Here is a 15991-nt window from a genome sequence, read left to right on the forward strand (position 1 = left end):
GGGGAGGGGTTCTCAGGCGGTGAGCCTGGCCAGGGCCGCGTCGACACGGGCCAGGGTGCGCTCCCTGCCGAGGATCTCCAGGGACTCGAAGAGCGGCAGGCCGACGGTGCGGCCGGTGACCGCGACGCGCACCGGGGCCTGGGCCTTGCCCAGCTTGAGGCCGTGCGCCTCGCCCGCGGCCAGGACCGCCTCCTTCAGGGACTCGGCGCTCGTCCAGTCCGCCGCGTCGAGCTTCTCGCGGGCCGTGGTCAGCAGGGCGGCCGGATCACCCTTCATCGCCTTCGCCCAGGACGCCTCGTCCTCCACCGGCGCGTCGAGGAAGAGGAAGTCGACGTTGGCGGTGATGTCGGAGAGGACCGTCAGGCGGGTCTGGGCGTACGGGGCGATCGCCTCCCACTTCGCCCGGTCGAACGACTCCGGGGCCCAGTTGGCGTGCGGGGCGGTGAGCCAGGGCTCACACGCCTCGGTGAAGGCCTTCACGTCGAGCATCCGGATGTGGTCGCCGTTGATCGACTCGGCCTTCTTCAGGTCGAAGCGGGCCGGGTTGGCGTTGACGTCGGCGACGTCGAACCGCTCGATCATCTCGGGAACGGTGAAGACGTCCTGGTCGGCGGAGAAGGACCAGCCGAGCAGCGACAGGTAGTTCAGCAGCCCCTCCGGGAGGAAGCCGCGCTCCCGGTAGAGGTTGAGCGAGGACTGCGGGTCGCGCTTGGAGAGCTTCTTGTTGCCCTCGCCCATCACGTAGGGCAGGTGGCCGAAGGCCGGGATCTCCTTGGCGAGGCCGAGTTCGATCAGGGCCCGGTAGAGGGCGATCTGCCGGGGGGTGGAGGAGAGCAGGTCCTCGCCGCGCAGGACGTGGGTGATCTCCATGAGGGCGTCGTCCACCGGGTTGACCAGTGTGTACAGCGGGGCGCCGTTGGCCCGCACGATGCCGAAGTCGGGGACGTTGTCCGGGGTGAAGGTCAGCTCGCCGCGCACCAGGTCGGTGAAGGTGATCGGCTCGTCGGGCATCCGGAAGCGGACGATGGACTCCCGGCCGTCGGCCTCGAAGGCGGCGCGCTGCTCCTCGGTGAGGTCGCGGCAGGTGCCGTCGTACCCGGAGGGCCGCCCGGCGGCGCGGGCGGCGTCGCGGCGGGCCTCCAGTTCCAGGGCGGTGCAGTAGCAGCGGTAGGCGTGGCCGGCAGCGAGCAGCTTCCCGGCGACGTCCCGGTAGAGGTCCATCCGCTCGGACTGCCGGTAGGGGGCGTGCGGGCCGCCCACCTCGGGACCCTCGTCCCAGTCGAGACCGAGCCAGCGCAGCGAGTCGAGCAGCTGCCGGTAGGACTCCTCCGAGTCGCGGGCCGCGTCGGTGTCCTCGATGCGGAAGACCATGGTGCCGCCGGTGTGCCGGGCGTAGGCCCAGTTGAACAGCGCCGTGCGGACCAGGCCCACATGGGGGTTGCCGGTCGGGGAGGGACAGAAACGTACGCGGACGTTCGCGTTAGCCACGCTTGATCACCTTGTTGGTGAGAGTGCCGATGCCTTCGATGGTGACGGCGACCTCGTCGCCGACGTTGAGCGGGCCGACGCCCGCGGGGGTGCCCGTGAGGACGACGTCGCCCGGGAGCAGGGTCATCGCCTCGGTGATGTGGACGATCAGGTCCTCGATCGAGCGGACCATGTCGCCGGTGCGGCCCAGCTGGCGCTGCTCGCCGTTGACGGTGCACTGGACGCCGAGGTCCGAGGGGTCGAGGTCGGTGACCACCCAGGGGCCGAGGGGGCAGGAGGTGTCGAAGCCCTTGGCCCGGGCCCACTGCGCCTCCCGGCGCTGCACGTCGCGGGCGGTGACGTCGTTGGCGCAGGTGTAGCCGAAGACGACGTCCTTGACGCGCTCGCGGGGGACCTCGCGGCACATGCGGCCGATCACGACGGCCAGCTCGGCCTCGTGGTGCAGCTCCTGCGAGAAGGAGGGGTACTCGATCGGGTCCCCGTGGCCGATCACCGAGGTGGTGGGCTTGAAGAAGGCGACGGGCACCTCCGGGACCTCGTTGCCGAGTTCCGCGGCGTGCTCGGCGTAGTTGCGGCCGATCGCCACCACCTTGTTGGGCAGCACGGGCGGCAGCAGGCGGACGCCCTTCAGCGGGACCTTGGTGCCGGAGAGCTCGAAGTCGGCGTACGGGATGCCCTTGATGATGTCGAGGACCGGGCCGTCGGGCCCGTCCTCGACCGCGCCGAAGGCGACATTGCCGTCGATGGAGAACCTGGCGATGCGCACGGGATGCTGTCGCCCCTCACTTCTTCCTGCGTGACGAGCCGGCCGGGCGCTCTCGGCGCGGGCCGGTTGCTGACGCTCCAGGCTAGCGCGCCGCGGGGGCCCGCCCCGTCGGACGGGGAGCCGGGGCCGGGAGCCGTCCGGGGCGGCGGGCCGGCGACGGCGCCCGGACGCGGCGGGGAGCCGGGGGCCGCGGCACGGCGGGCGCCCGGGACGGGAGGGTGCGGCTCCCGGAACGCGGCGATGCCCGGGCCGCCGGGCCCGGGCATCGCGACGTGCCGGTGCGGGCCGACTCGGGGCCCGGGGAGGCTCAGGAGGAGACGGGCGCCTCCATGAGGACGGTGCGGCGCGGGTTCGCCGTCTGCTCCGGGAGGTCGAGGGAGTGCTCCGTCTGCTCCGCGGCCACCAGCTCCCCGGCGTCCTTCAGGTGCGCGAGGGTCGTCCGGCGGGGGTTGGCGGTGGTGCGGACCGTCATCGTCGTCTTCATCGGTGGGTTCAGACCTCGTCGGCTCAGGGGCGGGGGTGCGGTTGACATCCGGGCCAACCTTGCAAAGCGCCAGGCTAAACACCCGATTCCCATGGAATGCCAGAGGAACTCACCGATCATCGTGTGAGTTTGCTCACGAGATGAGTAATAATTCGGGCAAGTCACCCGCGACCCACCGGGCAGCGGAACGGACATTCCGCCACTGAACCCTTCATTCCGCTCCTGATCATGGCGACTGGGACACCCCCTACCCGTAAGGGACTCGCACCGGAACGTCCGCTTTGCCCGGGGGGCTTTTCTACGTCTCGTGACACGACACTCACAAAGTGTCACTCAGGTCACAGCCCGGTACACGGCCCTTGTTGGAGATCCTGCACTGTGCTGGAATTCCCGCACCGCCGCGGTTTGGAGATCGGCGCGCATGGGCGCAACGCAGCGCCGAGCGGCGGCGGGAAAGGGGGAGAAGCGCCGGTCAATCACGACCACCAGGGGCTCGAACGAAGCCCCGAGACGCCGACACCGTCCCGCCGCGAAGCGGAGGGACGCCTGGTCCAGAGGTTGCGACGCTAGTGCAGGGACGTTTCAAGAGGGATGGCAGCGGGCGTCCCCAGGCCCGTGAGGCCCATGGGGAAGTCGCGGCGGAGCAGGAGCCGCGTGGCGGGACCGACCGCGGCCCCTCGCCCCAGCGCACCCAGAACCAGGGACTGGCCGGAGCAGGCGAGGGCGCGGAGCGCCCCGGCTCCGCCGCCGGCAAGCGCGACGGCGCCGGTGACGCCTCCGCGGCCACCCCGTCCACCGGGAGGCCGGCCGACACCGGGTCGCGAATAGCGCTGCGCAACTGGCGCATCAGCACCCGGCTCGTCTCGCTGCTGACGCTCCCCGTCGTCGCGGCGACCACGCTGGGAGGACTCCGCATCCAGGAGTCCATGGACGACATGCGGCAGCTCGACCACATGCAGCTGCTCACCGAGATGACCAGGGCGGCGACCGACCTCGCCCAGGCCCTCCAGTCCGAGCGCGACCTCTCCGCCGGCCCGCTCTCCAACGGCTCCTCCGCGGCCGACTTCAAGGTCTCCGGTCCGCGCACCGAGACCGACCGCGCCCGCGACGCCTTCCTCGACACCACGCTCGACATCCCCAACACGGACGATGACGAGACGCTGGAGAGCATCCGCGCCAACGCCAACCAGATCGCCGTCCAGGTCAAGGGCCTGACGAAGATCCGCGCCACGGCCTACGAGTCGGACGCCCCCACCTCGCAGACGGTGGAGGCCTACAGCCGTCTCATCGAGTCGCTGCTCAGCCTGTCCCAGGACATGGCCCAGGCGACCAGCAACCCCGACATGATCAAGCGCACCCGCGCCCTGGCGGCCTTCTCCTCCGCCAAGGAGTACGCCTCCATGCAGCGCGCGATCATCGCCGCCGCCCTGCCCGGCGGCGCCGAGACCAAGGCACCGGGCCTGGACGAGACCGACCGGCTCTACGGCAAGGCCGCCGTGGAGAACGGCGAGTCCGAGCTCAAGGCCTTCAAGTCCCTCTACGAGTCCACCGGCGGCGACGCCGAGGAGCTGACCGCCTCCCTCGACGGCGGCAGCAACCCCACCATCGCGGCCGCCGAGCTCTACGCCAAGCGCGTCCTGGACAACAAGGACGGCTTCAGCAAGCGCCCGCTGCGCTCGCACCTGGACTGGACCGACGACTACTCGGTCCGGATCAACGCGATGAAGCAGATCGAGGCCACGCTGCTCGGGCAGATGGAGACCAAGGCCCGCGAGCTGCGCGAGGAGTCGCAGCGCGACGCGATCATCAACGGTGCCCTCATCCTGGTCGTCCTCGGCGTGTCGCTCGTCGGCGCGTTCGTGGTGGCGCGCTCCATGATCCGCTCGCTGCGCCGGCTGCAGGACACGGCGACCAGGGTCGCCCAGGACCGCCTGCCCGAGCTGGTCAAGCAGCTCTCCGAGTCGGACCCGCAGGACGTCGACACCTCCGTGGAGTCCGTCGGCGTGCACTCCCGGGACGAGATCGGCCAGGTGGCCGCGGCCTTCGACGACGTGCACCGCGAGGCGGTCCGCCTCGCCGCCGAGCAGGCCCTCCTGCGGGGCAACGTCAACGCGATGTTCACCAACCTCTCGCGCCGCTCCCAGGGCCTCATCCAGCGCCAGCTCTCGCTCATCTCCGAACTGGAGTCCCGCGAGGCCGACCCCGACCAGCTGTCCTCGCTGTTCAAGCTGGACCACCTGGCGACCCGTATGCGCCGGAACGGCGAGAACCTCCTCGTCCTCGCGGGCGAGGAGCCCGGCCGCCGCTGGACCCGCCCGGTCCCCCTGGTCGACGTCCTGCGCGCCGCCGCCTCCGAGGTGGAGCAGTACGAGCGCATCGAACTGGCGGCCGTGCCCGCGACCGACGTCGCCGGCCGGGTCGTCAACGACCTCGTGCACCTCCTCGCCGAGCTGCTGGAGAACGCCACCTCGTTCTCCTCGCCGCAGACCAAGGTCCGGGTCACCGGCCACGCACTGCCCGACGGCCGGGTCCTGGTCGAGATCCACGACACCGGCATCGGCCTCTCGCCCGAGGACCTCGCGGCGATCAACGAGCGGCTCGCCTCGCCGCCCACCGTGGACGTCTCCGTCTCCCGCCGCATGGGTCTCTTCGTGGTCGGCCGCCTGTCCCTGCGGCACGGCATCCGCATCCAGCTGCGGCCCTCCGACTCCGGCGGCACCACCGCGCTGGTCATGCTCCCGGTCGACGTCGCCCAGGGCGGCAAGAAGGCCCCCGGCAAGCCCGGCCCCCAGGGCGGCTCCGGCGGTCCGGCGTCCGGTGGCGGCGCGAGCGCGGCCATCGCCGGCCGTGCGGCCGCACAGGGCGCCCGCTCCGGTCAGGGCGGACCCGGCGGCGGTGGCGGTGGCGCCGGACGCCTCGGTGCCGGTGCGCCCCGCGGCCAGGTGAACGCCCCCTCGGCACCGCGTCCCGCGCTGCCCGGTCAGGGCGGCGGCCCCCAGCAGGGCCGGCCCCAGGGCGGGCGCCCGCAGCAGGGCCCCGGAGGCGGGGACCCCTTCGGCGGCGGACGCGGGCCGGGCGCTCCGGCCCCGGCCGGTGCCGACGCCCAGGCGGGTTTCCGTCAGGGTCCGCCCTCGGGCGACGACGGCCGCCGTCTCCCGCCCACCGGCGGTCCCCGGGCCGAGCTGCCCGGTTCGGGCGCCCCCGACGAGCGCGCTCCGCAGCGCTCCCAGACCACGAGCTGGGGCAGCGGCCAGGGTGCTCCCCAGCAGCGCCCGGGCTCCGAGACGCCGCGCGGTCACGAGGACCACGACGCCTCGCGGGGCGTCGGTGCCACCGCGGAGCTTCCGCGCGCGGAGTACGGCGCTCCGGCGGGCGGTCCCCAGGACCCGTTCGCCCGGCCCGACGTGTACGGCGGCCCCTCGTCCACCGGCCAGTTCGGTCACCCGGGCCAGGACTCCTCCTCCACCGGCCAGTTCGCCCGGCCCGGCGCGGCGCAGGACTCCTCGTCCACCGGCCAGTTCGGCCACCCGGCCCAGGACTCCTCCTCCACCGGCCAGTTCGCCCGGCCCGCGGCCCCCCAGGACGCGGCCTCCACGGCCCAGTTCGCCCGGCCCGAGTTCGGCGGCCCCCAGGTGCCCGCCCAGGGCTCCGGCGGCTACGGCAGGCCGGACGCGCACGTGCCGCAGCAGCCGGCCCCCCACCGGGCCGACGACGGCTTCGCCCCGCAGCGCCACGCCGCACCGCTGCCCGGTCCGCAGCAGCCGGAGGCCCTGCCTCCCGCCGCCGCCCCGGGTGACGGCCGCACTCCGCTGTACGACACCCTGGAGACCAACTGGTTCCACGGTGGCCAGGGCGGGGGCGACCGGTCCGGCGACCGCCTCCCCGAGCGCTCCGCTCCGCACGCGCCGGAGCCCGCCCCGGAGAGGCCCGCCGAAGGGACCAACGGCGCCGGCTGGCGCACCTCGCCCAACGACGAGCTGGTCCGCCAGGCCGAGCGGGTGCGCAAGCCCGCTGCCGGCGGGGTGACCACCTCGGGGCTGCCCCGGCGGGTCCCGCGTGCCAACCTGGTGGCGGGCACCGCGCAGGAGCAGAACCACCAGACCGGTCCGCAGGTCTCCCGAGCCCCCGACGACGTGCGCGGTCGACTGACCAACCTGCGTCGGGGTATCCAGCAGGGCAGGCAGCAGAACAACCCGACCGGTAGCTTCAACGCCGGCCCCACTCACCAGCAGGAGCGTTAGTTGAGCCAGATGAGCCAGGCGGCGCAGAATCTGAACTGGTTGATCACCAACTTCGTGGACAACACCCCAGGGGTGTCGCACACGGTGGTGGTCTCCGCCGACGGACTCCTGCTGGCGATGTCCGAGGGCTTCCCCCGCGACCGCGCCGACCAGCTGGCCGCCGTGGCGTCCGGGCTGACCTCGCTCACCGCGGGGGCCTCCCGGATCTTCGAGGGCGGCCCCGTCAGCCAGACGGTCGTGGAGATGGAGCGGGGCTTCCTGTTCCTGATGTCGGTGTCCGACGGATCGTCGCTCGCGGTGCTCGCGCACCCCGAGTGCGACATCGGCCTGGTGGGCTACGAGATGGCCCTCCTGGTCGACCGCGCGGGCAGCGTCCTCACCCCCGATCTGCGGGCCGAGCTCCAGGGAAGCCTGCTGCACTGACCGGTGACCCCACTCACCGGCCGGCTGCGCCGCCACCGAAAATCGACAACCGACCGGCCGCCACCAGGCCCCCCACCGGCCCCATCAGACGGCACAGCCGACCACTTGCTGTCACGCCCGGAGGATTCATGACCCCGCCACCCGCCTCTCACGATCCGTACGGCGCGTCCGTCGACGCGTACGGGGACGAGGGCGACCAGCCGCTGGTCCGTCCTTACGCGATGACCGGCGGCCGGACCCGCCCGCGCTACCAGCTCGCCATAGAAGCGCTGGTGAGCACCACCGCCGACCCGTCCGTCATGGCCGGACTGCTCCCCGAGCACCAGCGGATCTGCCACCTGTGCCGGGAGGTCAAGTCGGTCGCCGAGATCTCGGCGCTGCTGACCATGCCGCTCGGCGTGGCGCGGATCCTGGTCGCCGACCTGGCGGAGGCCGGCATGGTGGCGATCCATCAGCCAGGCAACGGAGAGGCCGGCGGCACGCCGGATGTGACACTGCTCGAAAGGGTGCTCAGTGGACTTCGCAAGCTCTAGCGGCGGTGCAGCACGGTCGACGACCTCCGCGAAGATCGTGGTGGCGGGCGGCTTCGGCGTGGGCAAGACCACGTTCGTCGGCGCCGTCTCGGAGATCAACCCGCTGCGTACCGAGGCCGTCATGACGTCTGCGTCCGCGGGCATCGACGACCTCACCCACACCGGCGACAAGACGACCACGACCGTCGCCATGGACTTCGGCCGCATCACCCTCGACCAGGACCTCATCCTCTACCTGTTCGGCACCCCCGGACAGGACCGCTTCTGGTTCATGTGGGACGACCTCGTCCGCGGCGCCATCGGCGCCGTCGTCCTCGTCGACACCCGACGCCTCGCCGACTGCTTCCCCGCCGTCGACTACTTCGAGAACTCCGGGCTCCCCTTCGTCATCGCCCTCAACGGCTTCGACGGACACCAGCCCTACAACCCCGAAGAAGTCCGCGAAGCACTCCAGATCGGCCCCGACACCCCCATCATCACCACCGACGCCCGCCACCGCGCGGACGCCAAGAGCGCCCTCATCACCCTCGTCGAACACGCCCTCATGGCACGACTCAAGTAGACGGCGCCATACGGCAGTTGCCGTAGTCACCGAGAGTCGGGCTGTGTCGTTGGACACGGCCCGTCCTCGCGTTCATAACATTTCGACAGAGAATTGGCGGAGCGCGACCACCCGGCGCGTACGACCGGTATCACTGTGCTCACATGAGACTCGCCTTTTGACGAGACTCGCTCTTTATGTCCGATTTAACCTGCGCTCCTCACAGTCGGAATCCCGGATTCCAGGTGTTTGGAGCGGGGCCCCTCGACGTGCTGGAATTCCTCGAACTGCCGGGTAGTACGGCTGTGAACGAACCACGGCACAGGTCAGGTGCCGAGCCGAGAGGTTGTTGGTCGAGTGAGGCGAAGCAAAACGAGCTCCGCAGAGCAGCAGGAGCGGGGCAACTTCACCCCGTCGCGCACGGCGGCGTCGCCTGCGGAAGCCTCGGGTGCTTCGGGCGACTCCGCCGCCGCGGGCGGCTCCGGCCGCATGTCCCCGCGGAACTGGCGGGTGGCCACCCGCCTGAACGCGATCCTCCTCATACCCGCGCTCATCGGCCTGGTCATGGGCGGCTTCCAGGTGAAGCAGTCCATCGACACCTGGAGCGAGGCCCAGGACGCCGAGAAGACCGCGCTGATCGTGCGCGCCGCCGCCGAGTACGGCGAGGCCCTGCTGAACGAGCGCGACCTCACCGCCCAGACCCTGCTGCTGGCCACCAGCGAGGCGGACCGCCAGGGCCCGGTGGTCACCGAGGCGTACAAGACCACCGACGCGGCCGCGGCGAAGTTCCGCGAGGCCGTGCAGGACATGCCCGAGGGGCAGGGCCTGGAGCGCCGCCTGCAGCTGTTCGACAAGGAGGAGCCCAGCCTCGCCGACCTGCGCGAGGCGGCCTACTCCCGCGCCCTCGACCCGGTGAAGACCGAGGAGGGCTACGTCAGGGTCCAGCACGTGCTCATGGAGTTCTCCAACGAGCTCGGCCTGGGTACCGGCAACGTCACCAGCTACGGCCGCACCGTGTACGCCGTCCAGCTGGCCAAGGCGGCCACCTCCCTGCAGCGCTCCATCGGCATGCACCTGCTGGTGCGCCCCGGAAGCGGCGACGTGCTGGCCCAGCAGAAGGTCGCGTTCAACTCGTACAACTACCTGGAGCAGATCGCCATCGGCGAGTACGTCTCCGGTGGCACCGAGGCGGACACCGCACGCCTGCAGCAGGTCATGGCGGGCAAGGCCGAGGACGGCGAGAAGCGGTTGAAGGCCGCCGGCCTCAACCCGCCGGTCGGACCGGACAAGTCGGTCTTCACCGGCATGGCCTCGGCCATCGGCTCCGACTTCACACCCCAGCAGCTCGCCTCCCAGGACGTCACTCCCGAGACGTGGATGGGGGCCGCGACCGCCAAGTTCGAGGGCTACAGCGAGATCGAGAAGGACCTCGTGGACCGGGCGGTCGAGGAGGCCGCCGCGATCTCCGACGACGCCCGCAACGACGCGGTCACCACCGGTGTCATCGTCGTCGTCGCCCTGCTCGCCGCCTTCGTCCTGGCCGGGTTCATGGCCCGGCAGATGAGCCGTTCGATGCGCCAGCTGCGCACCGCCGCGCTCGGCATCGCCGAGCAGCGGCTGCCGATGCTGGTCGACCAGCTCTCCCGCACCGACCCGGGCCGGGTCGACACCCGCGTCCAGCCCATCCCGATCGACTCCCGGGACGAGATCGGCGAAGTCGCCCGCGCCTTCGACCAGGTCCACCGGGAGGCCGTCCGGCTGGCCGCGGAGCAGGCGATGCTCCGGGGCAACGTCAACGCGATCTTCACCAACCTCTCGCGCCGCAACCAGTCGCTCATCGAGGGCCAGCTGACCCTGATCACCGACCTGGAGAACAACGAGGCCGACCCGGACCAGCTGGAGAACCTCTTCAAGCTGGACCACCTGGCGACCCGTATGCGCCGCAACGGCGAGAACCTCCTCGTCCTCGCGGGCGAGGAGCCCGGCCGCCGCTGGAACCAGCCGGTCCCGCTGGTCGACGTCATGCGGGCCGCCTCCTCCGAGGTCGAGTCCTACGAGCGCATCGAGCTCACGGGCGTCCCGGAGACGGACATCCACGGCCAGGCCGTGACCGACCTCGTCCACCTGCTGGCCGAGCTGCTGGAGAACGCCACCACCTTCTCCTCCCCGCAGACGAAGGTCCGGGTGACGGCCACGCGCCTGCCCGACGGCCGGGTGATGATCGAGATCCACGACAAGGGCATCGGCCTGACCGCCGAGGACTTCGCGGACATCAACCACAAGCTGGCCAACCCCCCGACGGTGGACGCCGCGGTCTCGCAGCGGATGGGCCTGTTCGTGGTCGGCCGCCTGGCCGACCGCCACGGCATCCGCGTGCAGCTGCGCCCCTCGGGCGAGCAGGCCGGCACCACCTCGCTGGTGATGCTCCCCGACGCCATCACCCACGGCGGTGGGGGCGAGGCGCTGCCCGACGACGACTTCATGGTCTCCCAGATCATCCCGCAGCAGCAGAGCTTCGACGCTGCGCCGATGCGCACGGCGGCCGAACTCGGCTTCGACGACTCCCGCTACGAGCAGCAGGGCGAGAACGCCCCGCTCGACCCGGTGGGCCGGTCGCTGATGCGCGGGGAGCGCCGAGCGGCGCTGGAGGCGCAGACCCAGGGCCCGGACCCCGCGCACTACGCGGACGGCTCCGAGGAGCACGCCGCGGAGCAGCAGGAGTACGGCACCGGCTACGACCGGGAGTACGGAGCCCGGGAGGCCCAGGGGTACGCCCAGGACCAGCAGGACCAGGGATACGCACAGGACCGCCGGGAGTACCCCGCGGCACCCGGGGACCGGTCCTACGACCCGCAGGAGGCGTCCGGCTACGCGCCCGGGTACGGGGACGGCTACGGCGAGCAGGGCTACGACGGCTACGCGCCGGCGGACGGCTTCCCCGAGCACCGGGAGGGCCAGGACCCGGGGCGTCAGGAGCACGTGCAGACGGCATATGCGGAGACGGGCTACGACGGTCCGTCCGCCACCGGGGCCTCCCCCGACGGCTCCTACGACGACCGCTCCCACCAGCACCAGTGGCCGGCGCAGGAGACCTACCAGGCCCCGTACGAGCCGGAGTACCGCGGGGAAGCGGAATCTTCCTCGGACGCTCCCGCGAACGGCTCGGAGCGCGTAGGCTTCGAGCGTCCGGGCTCGGCCTCCAGTGCGAGCCACGGACTGACCGCCTCGGGCCTCCCGCGACGCGGTTCCGGCCAGCGGCCCGTCTCCGGGCAGCAGCCCCAGCAGCAGTGGCAGCAGCCCGCCGACCAGGCGCAGGCGGCTCCGCAGGGCAGCCAGGGCTCACAGGAGACGGCCGAAGGCCACTCCGACCCCTCCTCCGGTGAGTGGCGCTCGGCGAACGACGAGCGCTGGCAGCGGGCGGAGAGGCTCCGCGACCCGAAGGCGGGCGGGGTGACCTCCTCGGGTCTCCCCCGGCGCGTGCCCAAGGCGAACCTCGTCGAGGGCGCCGCGGAGCAGACCCCGCAGGGCGGCCCACAGGTCTCCCGCGCCCCCGAGGACGTCCGGGGCAGGTTGAGCAACCTGCGCCGCGGCGTCCAGCGGGGACGCACCGCGGGGACCGACACGAACGGACCGGCCACCTACGATCGACACGGTGGCCCGGGTAGTACCTACAACCAGGAGCGTTAGTGTGAGCCCGATGAGCCAGGCGGCGCAGAATCTGAACTGGTTGATCACCAACTTCGTGGACAACACCCCTGGTGTGTCGCACACGGTGGTGGTCTCCGCCGACGGACTCCTGCTGGCGATGTCCGAGGGTTTCCCCCGCGACCGCGCGGACCAGCTGGCGGCGGTCGCCTCCGGGCTGACCTCGCTCACCGCGGGAGCCTCCCGGATCTTCGAGGGAGGCCACGTCAACCAGACGGTCGTGGAGATGGAGCGCGGCTTCCTCTTCATCATGTCGATCTCCGACGGATCGTCGCTGGCCGTGCTCGCCCACCCGGAGGCCGACATCGGCCTGGTGGGCTACGAGATGGCCCTGCTGGTCGACCGGGCGGGCAGCGTCCTCACCCCCGACCTCCGCGCCGAACTCCAGGGAAGTCTGCTCAACTGACAAACGGACAGTGCATTTCCCGCCACCGCACCATAGGGTGCGGTGGCGCGGCCCGGCAGGGACAGGGGCCGCCAACCGGCGGTCGGAGGAGGAACCGTGACCACACCCCCAGGCGGACACCCGTACGACGGTGCTCACCAGCCCCAGGGTGAGTACCGTCACAACCACTTCAACTTCCCTTCGGAGCCGAGCAGACAGGGCGGCAACCAGCCCTACCGGCAGCCGCAGGCACCGGGGGCCTCGCCCTACACCCCGTCCTACGGGTCCCCCTACGACCGCCACGGGCAGCAGGGGACCCCGGCCGCCCGGCAGGGCGGCCGGCGCAGGAGCCCCGATCCGCAGGCGGACTCGGGGACGCCCCGGCACAACCCGCTGGTGCGCCCCTACGCGATGACCGGCGGCCGCACCAGGCCGCGCTACCAGCTCGCCATCGAGGCGCTGGTCAGCACCACCGCCGACCCCGCGCGGCTGCAAGGGCAACTGCCCGAGCACCAGCGGATCTGCCGGCTGTGCTTCGAGATCAAGTCGGTCGCCGAGATCTCGGCACTCCTCTCCATCCCCCTCGGCGTAGCCCGGATCCTCGTCGCCGACCTGGCCGAGGCCGGACTCGTCGCTATCCATCAGCCCGGCGGCGACGAGGCCGCGGGTGGCCAGCCAGACGTGACACTGCTCGAAAGGGTGCTCAGTGGACTTCGCAAGCTCTAGCGGCGGTGCAGCCCGCTCAACCACCAGCGCGAAGATCGTGGTGGCGGGCGGCTTCGGCGTGGGCAAGACCACGTTCGTCGGCGCCGTCTCGGAGATCAACCCGCTGCGTACCGAGGCCGTCATGACGTCTGCGTCCGCGGGCATCGACGACCTCACCCACACCGGCGACAAGACGACCACGACCGTCGCCATGGACTTCGGCCGCATCACCCTCGACCAGGACCTCATCCTCTACCTGTTCGGCACCCCCGGACAGGACCGCTTCTGGTTCATGTGGGACGACCTCGTCCGCGGCGCCATCGGCGCCGTCGTCCTCGTCGACACCCGACGCCTCGCCGACTGCTTCCCCGCCGTCGACTACTTCGAGAACTCCGGGCTCCCCTTCGTCATCGCCCTCAACGGCTTCGACGGACACCAGCCCTACAACCCCGAAGAAGTCCGCGAAGCACTCCAGATCGGCCCCGACACCCCCATCATCACCACCGACGCCCGCCACCGCGCGGACGCCAAGAGCGCCCTCATCACCCTCGTCGAACACGCCCTCATGGCACGACTGCGGTAGTACCGGGCACCGGGCACGACGACGGCCCCGGACCGCCCGCGCGACGCCTCGGCGTCCGCGGGCGGTCCGGGGCCGTCGTGCTCCCCGCTGCCGCCTGCCCCGCGCCCCCTGCGAACGGGTCCCGGAACGCCGACGAGGCCCCGTACACGGGGCGTGTACGGGGCCTCGGGAGGCGGGGAGGCGCGGGTGGCGCCGCCGGGGTCAGCCCTGCCAGGAGTGGGAGGGCTGGAACCCCCTCTGGCGCTCCAGCCGGCGCCAGCCGGCCGTGGTGCGCGGGCCGTCCGGCGCGGGGGCGTCCGTACGGGAGGCGGCGCGGGCCATCAGGATCGCGGTGATCGCCGCGAGCTCCTCGGGCTCGGCGTGGCCCTTCTCGACGCGCAGCAGCGAGGAGGGGTCGGCAGGAGTGCTCATGTGGGCTCCAGTCCAGTGCGCAGGGTTACTGCGGGGGGTTGCCGTGCTTGCGGGACGGCAGGTCGGCGTGCTTGGTGCGGAGCATGGCGAGGGACCGGACGAGGACCTCGCGGGTCTCCGACGGGTCGATCACGTCGTCGACCAGACCGCGCTCCGCGGCGTAGTAGGGGTGCATCAGCTCGGCCTTGTACTCCTTGACCATGCGGGTGCGCATGGCCTCGGGGTCCTCGGCGTCGGCGATCTGGCGGCGGAAGATGACGTTCGCCGCGCCCTCCGCGCCCATGACGGCGATCTCGTTGGTGGGCCAGGCGTAGGTGAGGTCGGCGCCGATGGACTGGGAGTCCATCACGATGTACGCGCCGCCGTAGGCCTTGCGCAGGATCAGGGAGATCCGCGGCACGGTGGCGTTGCAGTAGGCGTACAGCAGCTTGGCACCGTGGCGGATGATCCCGCCGTGCTCCTGGTCCACGCCGGGGAGGAAGCCGGGCACGTCCAGCAGGGTGATGATCGGGATGTTGAAGGCGTCGCACATCTGCACGAAGCGCGCGGCCTTCTCCGATGCCTCGATGTCCAGCACGCCGGCCAGCGACTGCGGCTGGTTGGCGACGATGCCGACGACCTGCCCGTCGAGCCGCGCGAGGGCGCAGACGATGTTGCGGGCCCAGCGCTCGTGGATCTCCAGGAAGTCGCCGTCGTCGACGAGTTCCTCGATGACCTTGTGCATGTCGTACGGCCGGTTGCCGTCCGCGGGCACGAGGTCGAGGAGGACCTCGGACCGGCGGTCGGCCGGGTCGTCGGACGGGGCGGCCGGGGGGTTCTCGCGGTTGTTCGAGGGGAGCATCGACAGCAGGTAGCGGACCTCCGCGATGCAGGTCTCCTCGTCGTCGTAGGCGAAGTGCGCCACGCCGCTGGTCTCGGCGTGCACGTCGGCACCGCCCAGGCCGTTCTGGGTGATCTCCTCGCCGGTGACCGCCTTGACGACGTCCGGACCGGTGATGAACATCTGGGAGGTGTCCCGGACCATGAAGACGAAGTCCGTGAGGGCCGGGGAGTAGGCGGCGCCGCCCGCGCACGGACCGAGCATCACCGAGATCTGCGGGATCACGCCCGAGGCGCGGGTGTTGCGCTGGAAGATGCCGCCGTAGCCGGCGAGCGCCGAGACGCCCTCCTGGATGCGGGCGCCCGCACCGTCGTTCAGCGACACCAGCGGCGCACCCGCCGAGATGGCCATGTCCATGATCTTGTGGATCTTGGTGGCGTGGGCCTCGCCCAGCGCACCACCGAAGATCCGGAAGTCGTGCGCATACACGAAGACCGTGCGGCCCTCGACCGTCCCCCAGCCGGTGATCACACCGTCGGTGTACGGCTTCTTCGCCTCCAGGCCGAAGCCCGACGCACGATGCCGCCGCAGCTGCTCGACCTCGCGGAACGAGCCCTCGTCCAGCAGCAGCTCGATACGCTCGCGCGCCGTCAGCTTGCCCTTGGCGTGCTGCGCCTCGGTCGCCCGGTCGCTCGGGCCGCGCACCGCCTGCTCACGCAGCGCCTGCAACTCCGCGACACGACCGCGCGCATCGGCCGGTTCGCTGGTGGTCTGGTCCAGAAGGGTCATGCCTCGACCCTACGGATCCGACCAAGAAAACCCTGCCGTCGACTCTGCACAGTCTCGCGCCCGTTCTCCTGTCGGGCTTGCACAGAACCACTTCGTCCACAGCGCCAACCGCCAGCG

General features: G+C 71.6%; 13 protein-coding genes. 8 read left to right on the forward strand and 5 right to left on the reverse strand.

Annotated features, from left to right (window positions below):
• Positions 1–12: 12 nt before the first annotated feature.
• The 3 genes from gltX to NPS70_RS05330 form a co-directional block, all read right to left on the reverse strand.
• Positions 13–1488 (reverse strand): glutamate--tRNA ligase, encoded by a 1476-nt coding sequence (gene gltX / locus NPS70_RS05320; RefSeq protein ID WP_256522832.1) that lies wholly within the window; start codon positions 1486–1488, stop codon positions 13–15.
• On the reverse strand, positions 1481–2254 hold the full coding sequence (locus NPS70_RS05325) for a fumarylacetoacetate hydrolase family protein (protein ID WP_256522833.1): 774 nt from the start codon (positions 2252–2254) through the stop codon (positions 1481–1483). Before NPS70_RS05325 ends, gltX begins: the two co-directional genes overlap by 8 nt.
• Before the next feature lie 307 nt (positions 2255–2561).
• Positions 2562–2738 (reverse strand): hypothetical protein, encoded by a 177-nt coding sequence (locus tag NPS70_RS05330; RefSeq protein ID WP_256522834.1) that lies wholly within the window; start codon positions 2736–2738, stop codon positions 2562–2564.
• 569 nt (positions 2739–3307) lie between these two features.
• Between NPS70_RS05330 and NPS70_RS05335 the strand changes: the two genes are divergently transcribed.
• The 8 genes from NPS70_RS05335 (at position 3308) to NPS70_RS05370 (ending at position 13854) form a co-directional block, all read left to right on the forward strand.
• Complete coding sequence (locus tag NPS70_RS05335; RefSeq protein WP_256522835.1) at positions 3308–6979, forward strand: nitrate- and nitrite sensing domain-containing protein; 3672 nt, start codon at positions 3308–3310, stop codon at positions 6977–6979.
• A 9-nt stretch (positions 6980–6988) separates the two neighbouring features.
• Positions 6989–7402, forward strand: a complete 414-nt coding sequence (locus tag NPS70_RS05340) for a roadblock/LC7 domain-containing protein (protein ID WP_142214992.1) — start codon at positions 6989–6991, stop codon at positions 7400–7402.
• A gap of 128 nt (positions 7403–7530) precedes the next feature.
• Positions 7531–7935 (forward strand): DUF742 domain-containing protein, encoded by a 405-nt coding sequence (locus tag NPS70_RS05345; protein ID WP_256522836.1) that lies wholly within the window; start codon positions 7531–7533, stop codon positions 7933–7935.
• Positions 7916–8497, forward strand: coding sequence for an ATP/GTP-binding protein (locus tag NPS70_RS05350; protein WP_159686641.1), 582 nt, complete (start codon positions 7916–7918; stop codon positions 8495–8497). Before NPS70_RS05345 ends, NPS70_RS05350 begins: the two co-directional genes overlap by 20 nt.
• 336 nt (positions 8498–8833) lie before the next feature.
• Positions 8834–12163 (forward strand): nitrate- and nitrite sensing domain-containing protein, encoded by a 3330-nt coding sequence (locus NPS70_RS05355; RefSeq protein ID WP_256522837.1) that lies wholly within the window; start codon positions 8834–8836, stop codon positions 12161–12163.
• 10 nt (positions 12164–12173) lie between these two features.
• On the forward strand, positions 12174–12587 hold the full coding sequence (locus tag NPS70_RS05360) for a roadblock/LC7 domain-containing protein (protein ID WP_256523064.1): 414 nt from the start codon (positions 12174–12176) through the stop codon (positions 12585–12587).
• Positions 12588–12683: 96 nt separating this feature from the next.
• Complete coding sequence (locus NPS70_RS05365) at positions 12684–13292, forward strand: DUF742 domain-containing protein (protein ID WP_256522838.1); 609 nt, start codon at positions 12684–12686, stop codon at positions 13290–13292.
• Positions 13273–13854: an ATP/GTP-binding protein gene (locus NPS70_RS05370; protein ID WP_050791473.1), complete on the forward strand. Its 582-nt coding sequence runs from the start codon at positions 13273–13275 to the stop codon at positions 13852–13854. The genes NPS70_RS05365 and NPS70_RS05370 overlap by 20 nt, the downstream gene beginning before the upstream one ends.
• A gap of 201 nt (positions 13855–14055) precedes the next feature.
• Here NPS70_RS05370 and NPS70_RS05375 read toward each other — a convergent pair whose 3' ends face one another.
• The gene (locus NPS70_RS05375) at positions 14056–14265 is read right to left on the reverse strand and encodes an acyl-CoA carboxylase subunit epsilon (protein WP_256522839.1); all 210 of its coding nucleotides are present in this window, start codon (positions 14263–14265) and stop codon (positions 14056–14058) included.
• 25 nt (positions 14266–14290) lie between these two features.
• Complete coding sequence (locus tag NPS70_RS05380) at positions 14291–15874, reverse strand: acyl-CoA carboxylase subunit beta (protein ID WP_256522840.1); 1584 nt, start codon at positions 15872–15874, stop codon at positions 14291–14293.
• Positions 15875–15991: the final 117 nt, after the last annotated feature.

The sequence above is a fragment of the Streptomyces sp. C10-9-1 genome, from assembly GCF_024497955.1.
Lineage (GTDB): Bacteria > Actinomycetota > Actinomycetes > Streptomycetales > Streptomycetaceae > Streptomyces > Streptomyces sanyensis.

Excerpts from the sequence above, each read along its gene's own strand:
- NPS70_RS05330 (WP_256522834.1), bottom strand. The coding sequence starts at position 2,738 with ATGAAGACGACGATGACGGTCCGCACCACCGCCAACCCCCGCCGGACG.
- NPS70_RS05340 (WP_142214992.1), top strand. The coding sequence starts at position 6,989 with ATGAGCCAGGCGGCGCAGAATCTGAACTGGTTGATCACCAACTTCGTG.
- NPS70_RS05345 (WP_256522836.1), top strand. The coding sequence starts at position 7,531 with ATGACCCCGCCACCCGCCTCTCACGATCCGTACGGCGCGTCCGTCGAC.
- NPS70_RS05360 (WP_256523064.1), top strand. The coding sequence starts at position 12,174 with ATGAGCCAGGCGGCGCAGAATCTGAACTGGTTGATCACCAACTTCGTG.
- NPS70_RS05375 (WP_256522839.1), bottom strand. The coding sequence starts at position 14,265 with ATGAGCACTCCTGCCGACCCCTCCTCGCTGCTGCGCGTCGAGAAGGGC.
- NPS70_RS05380 (WP_256522840.1), bottom strand. The coding sequence starts at position 15,874 with ATGACCCTTCTGGACCAGACCACCAGCGAACCGGCCGATGCGCGCGGT.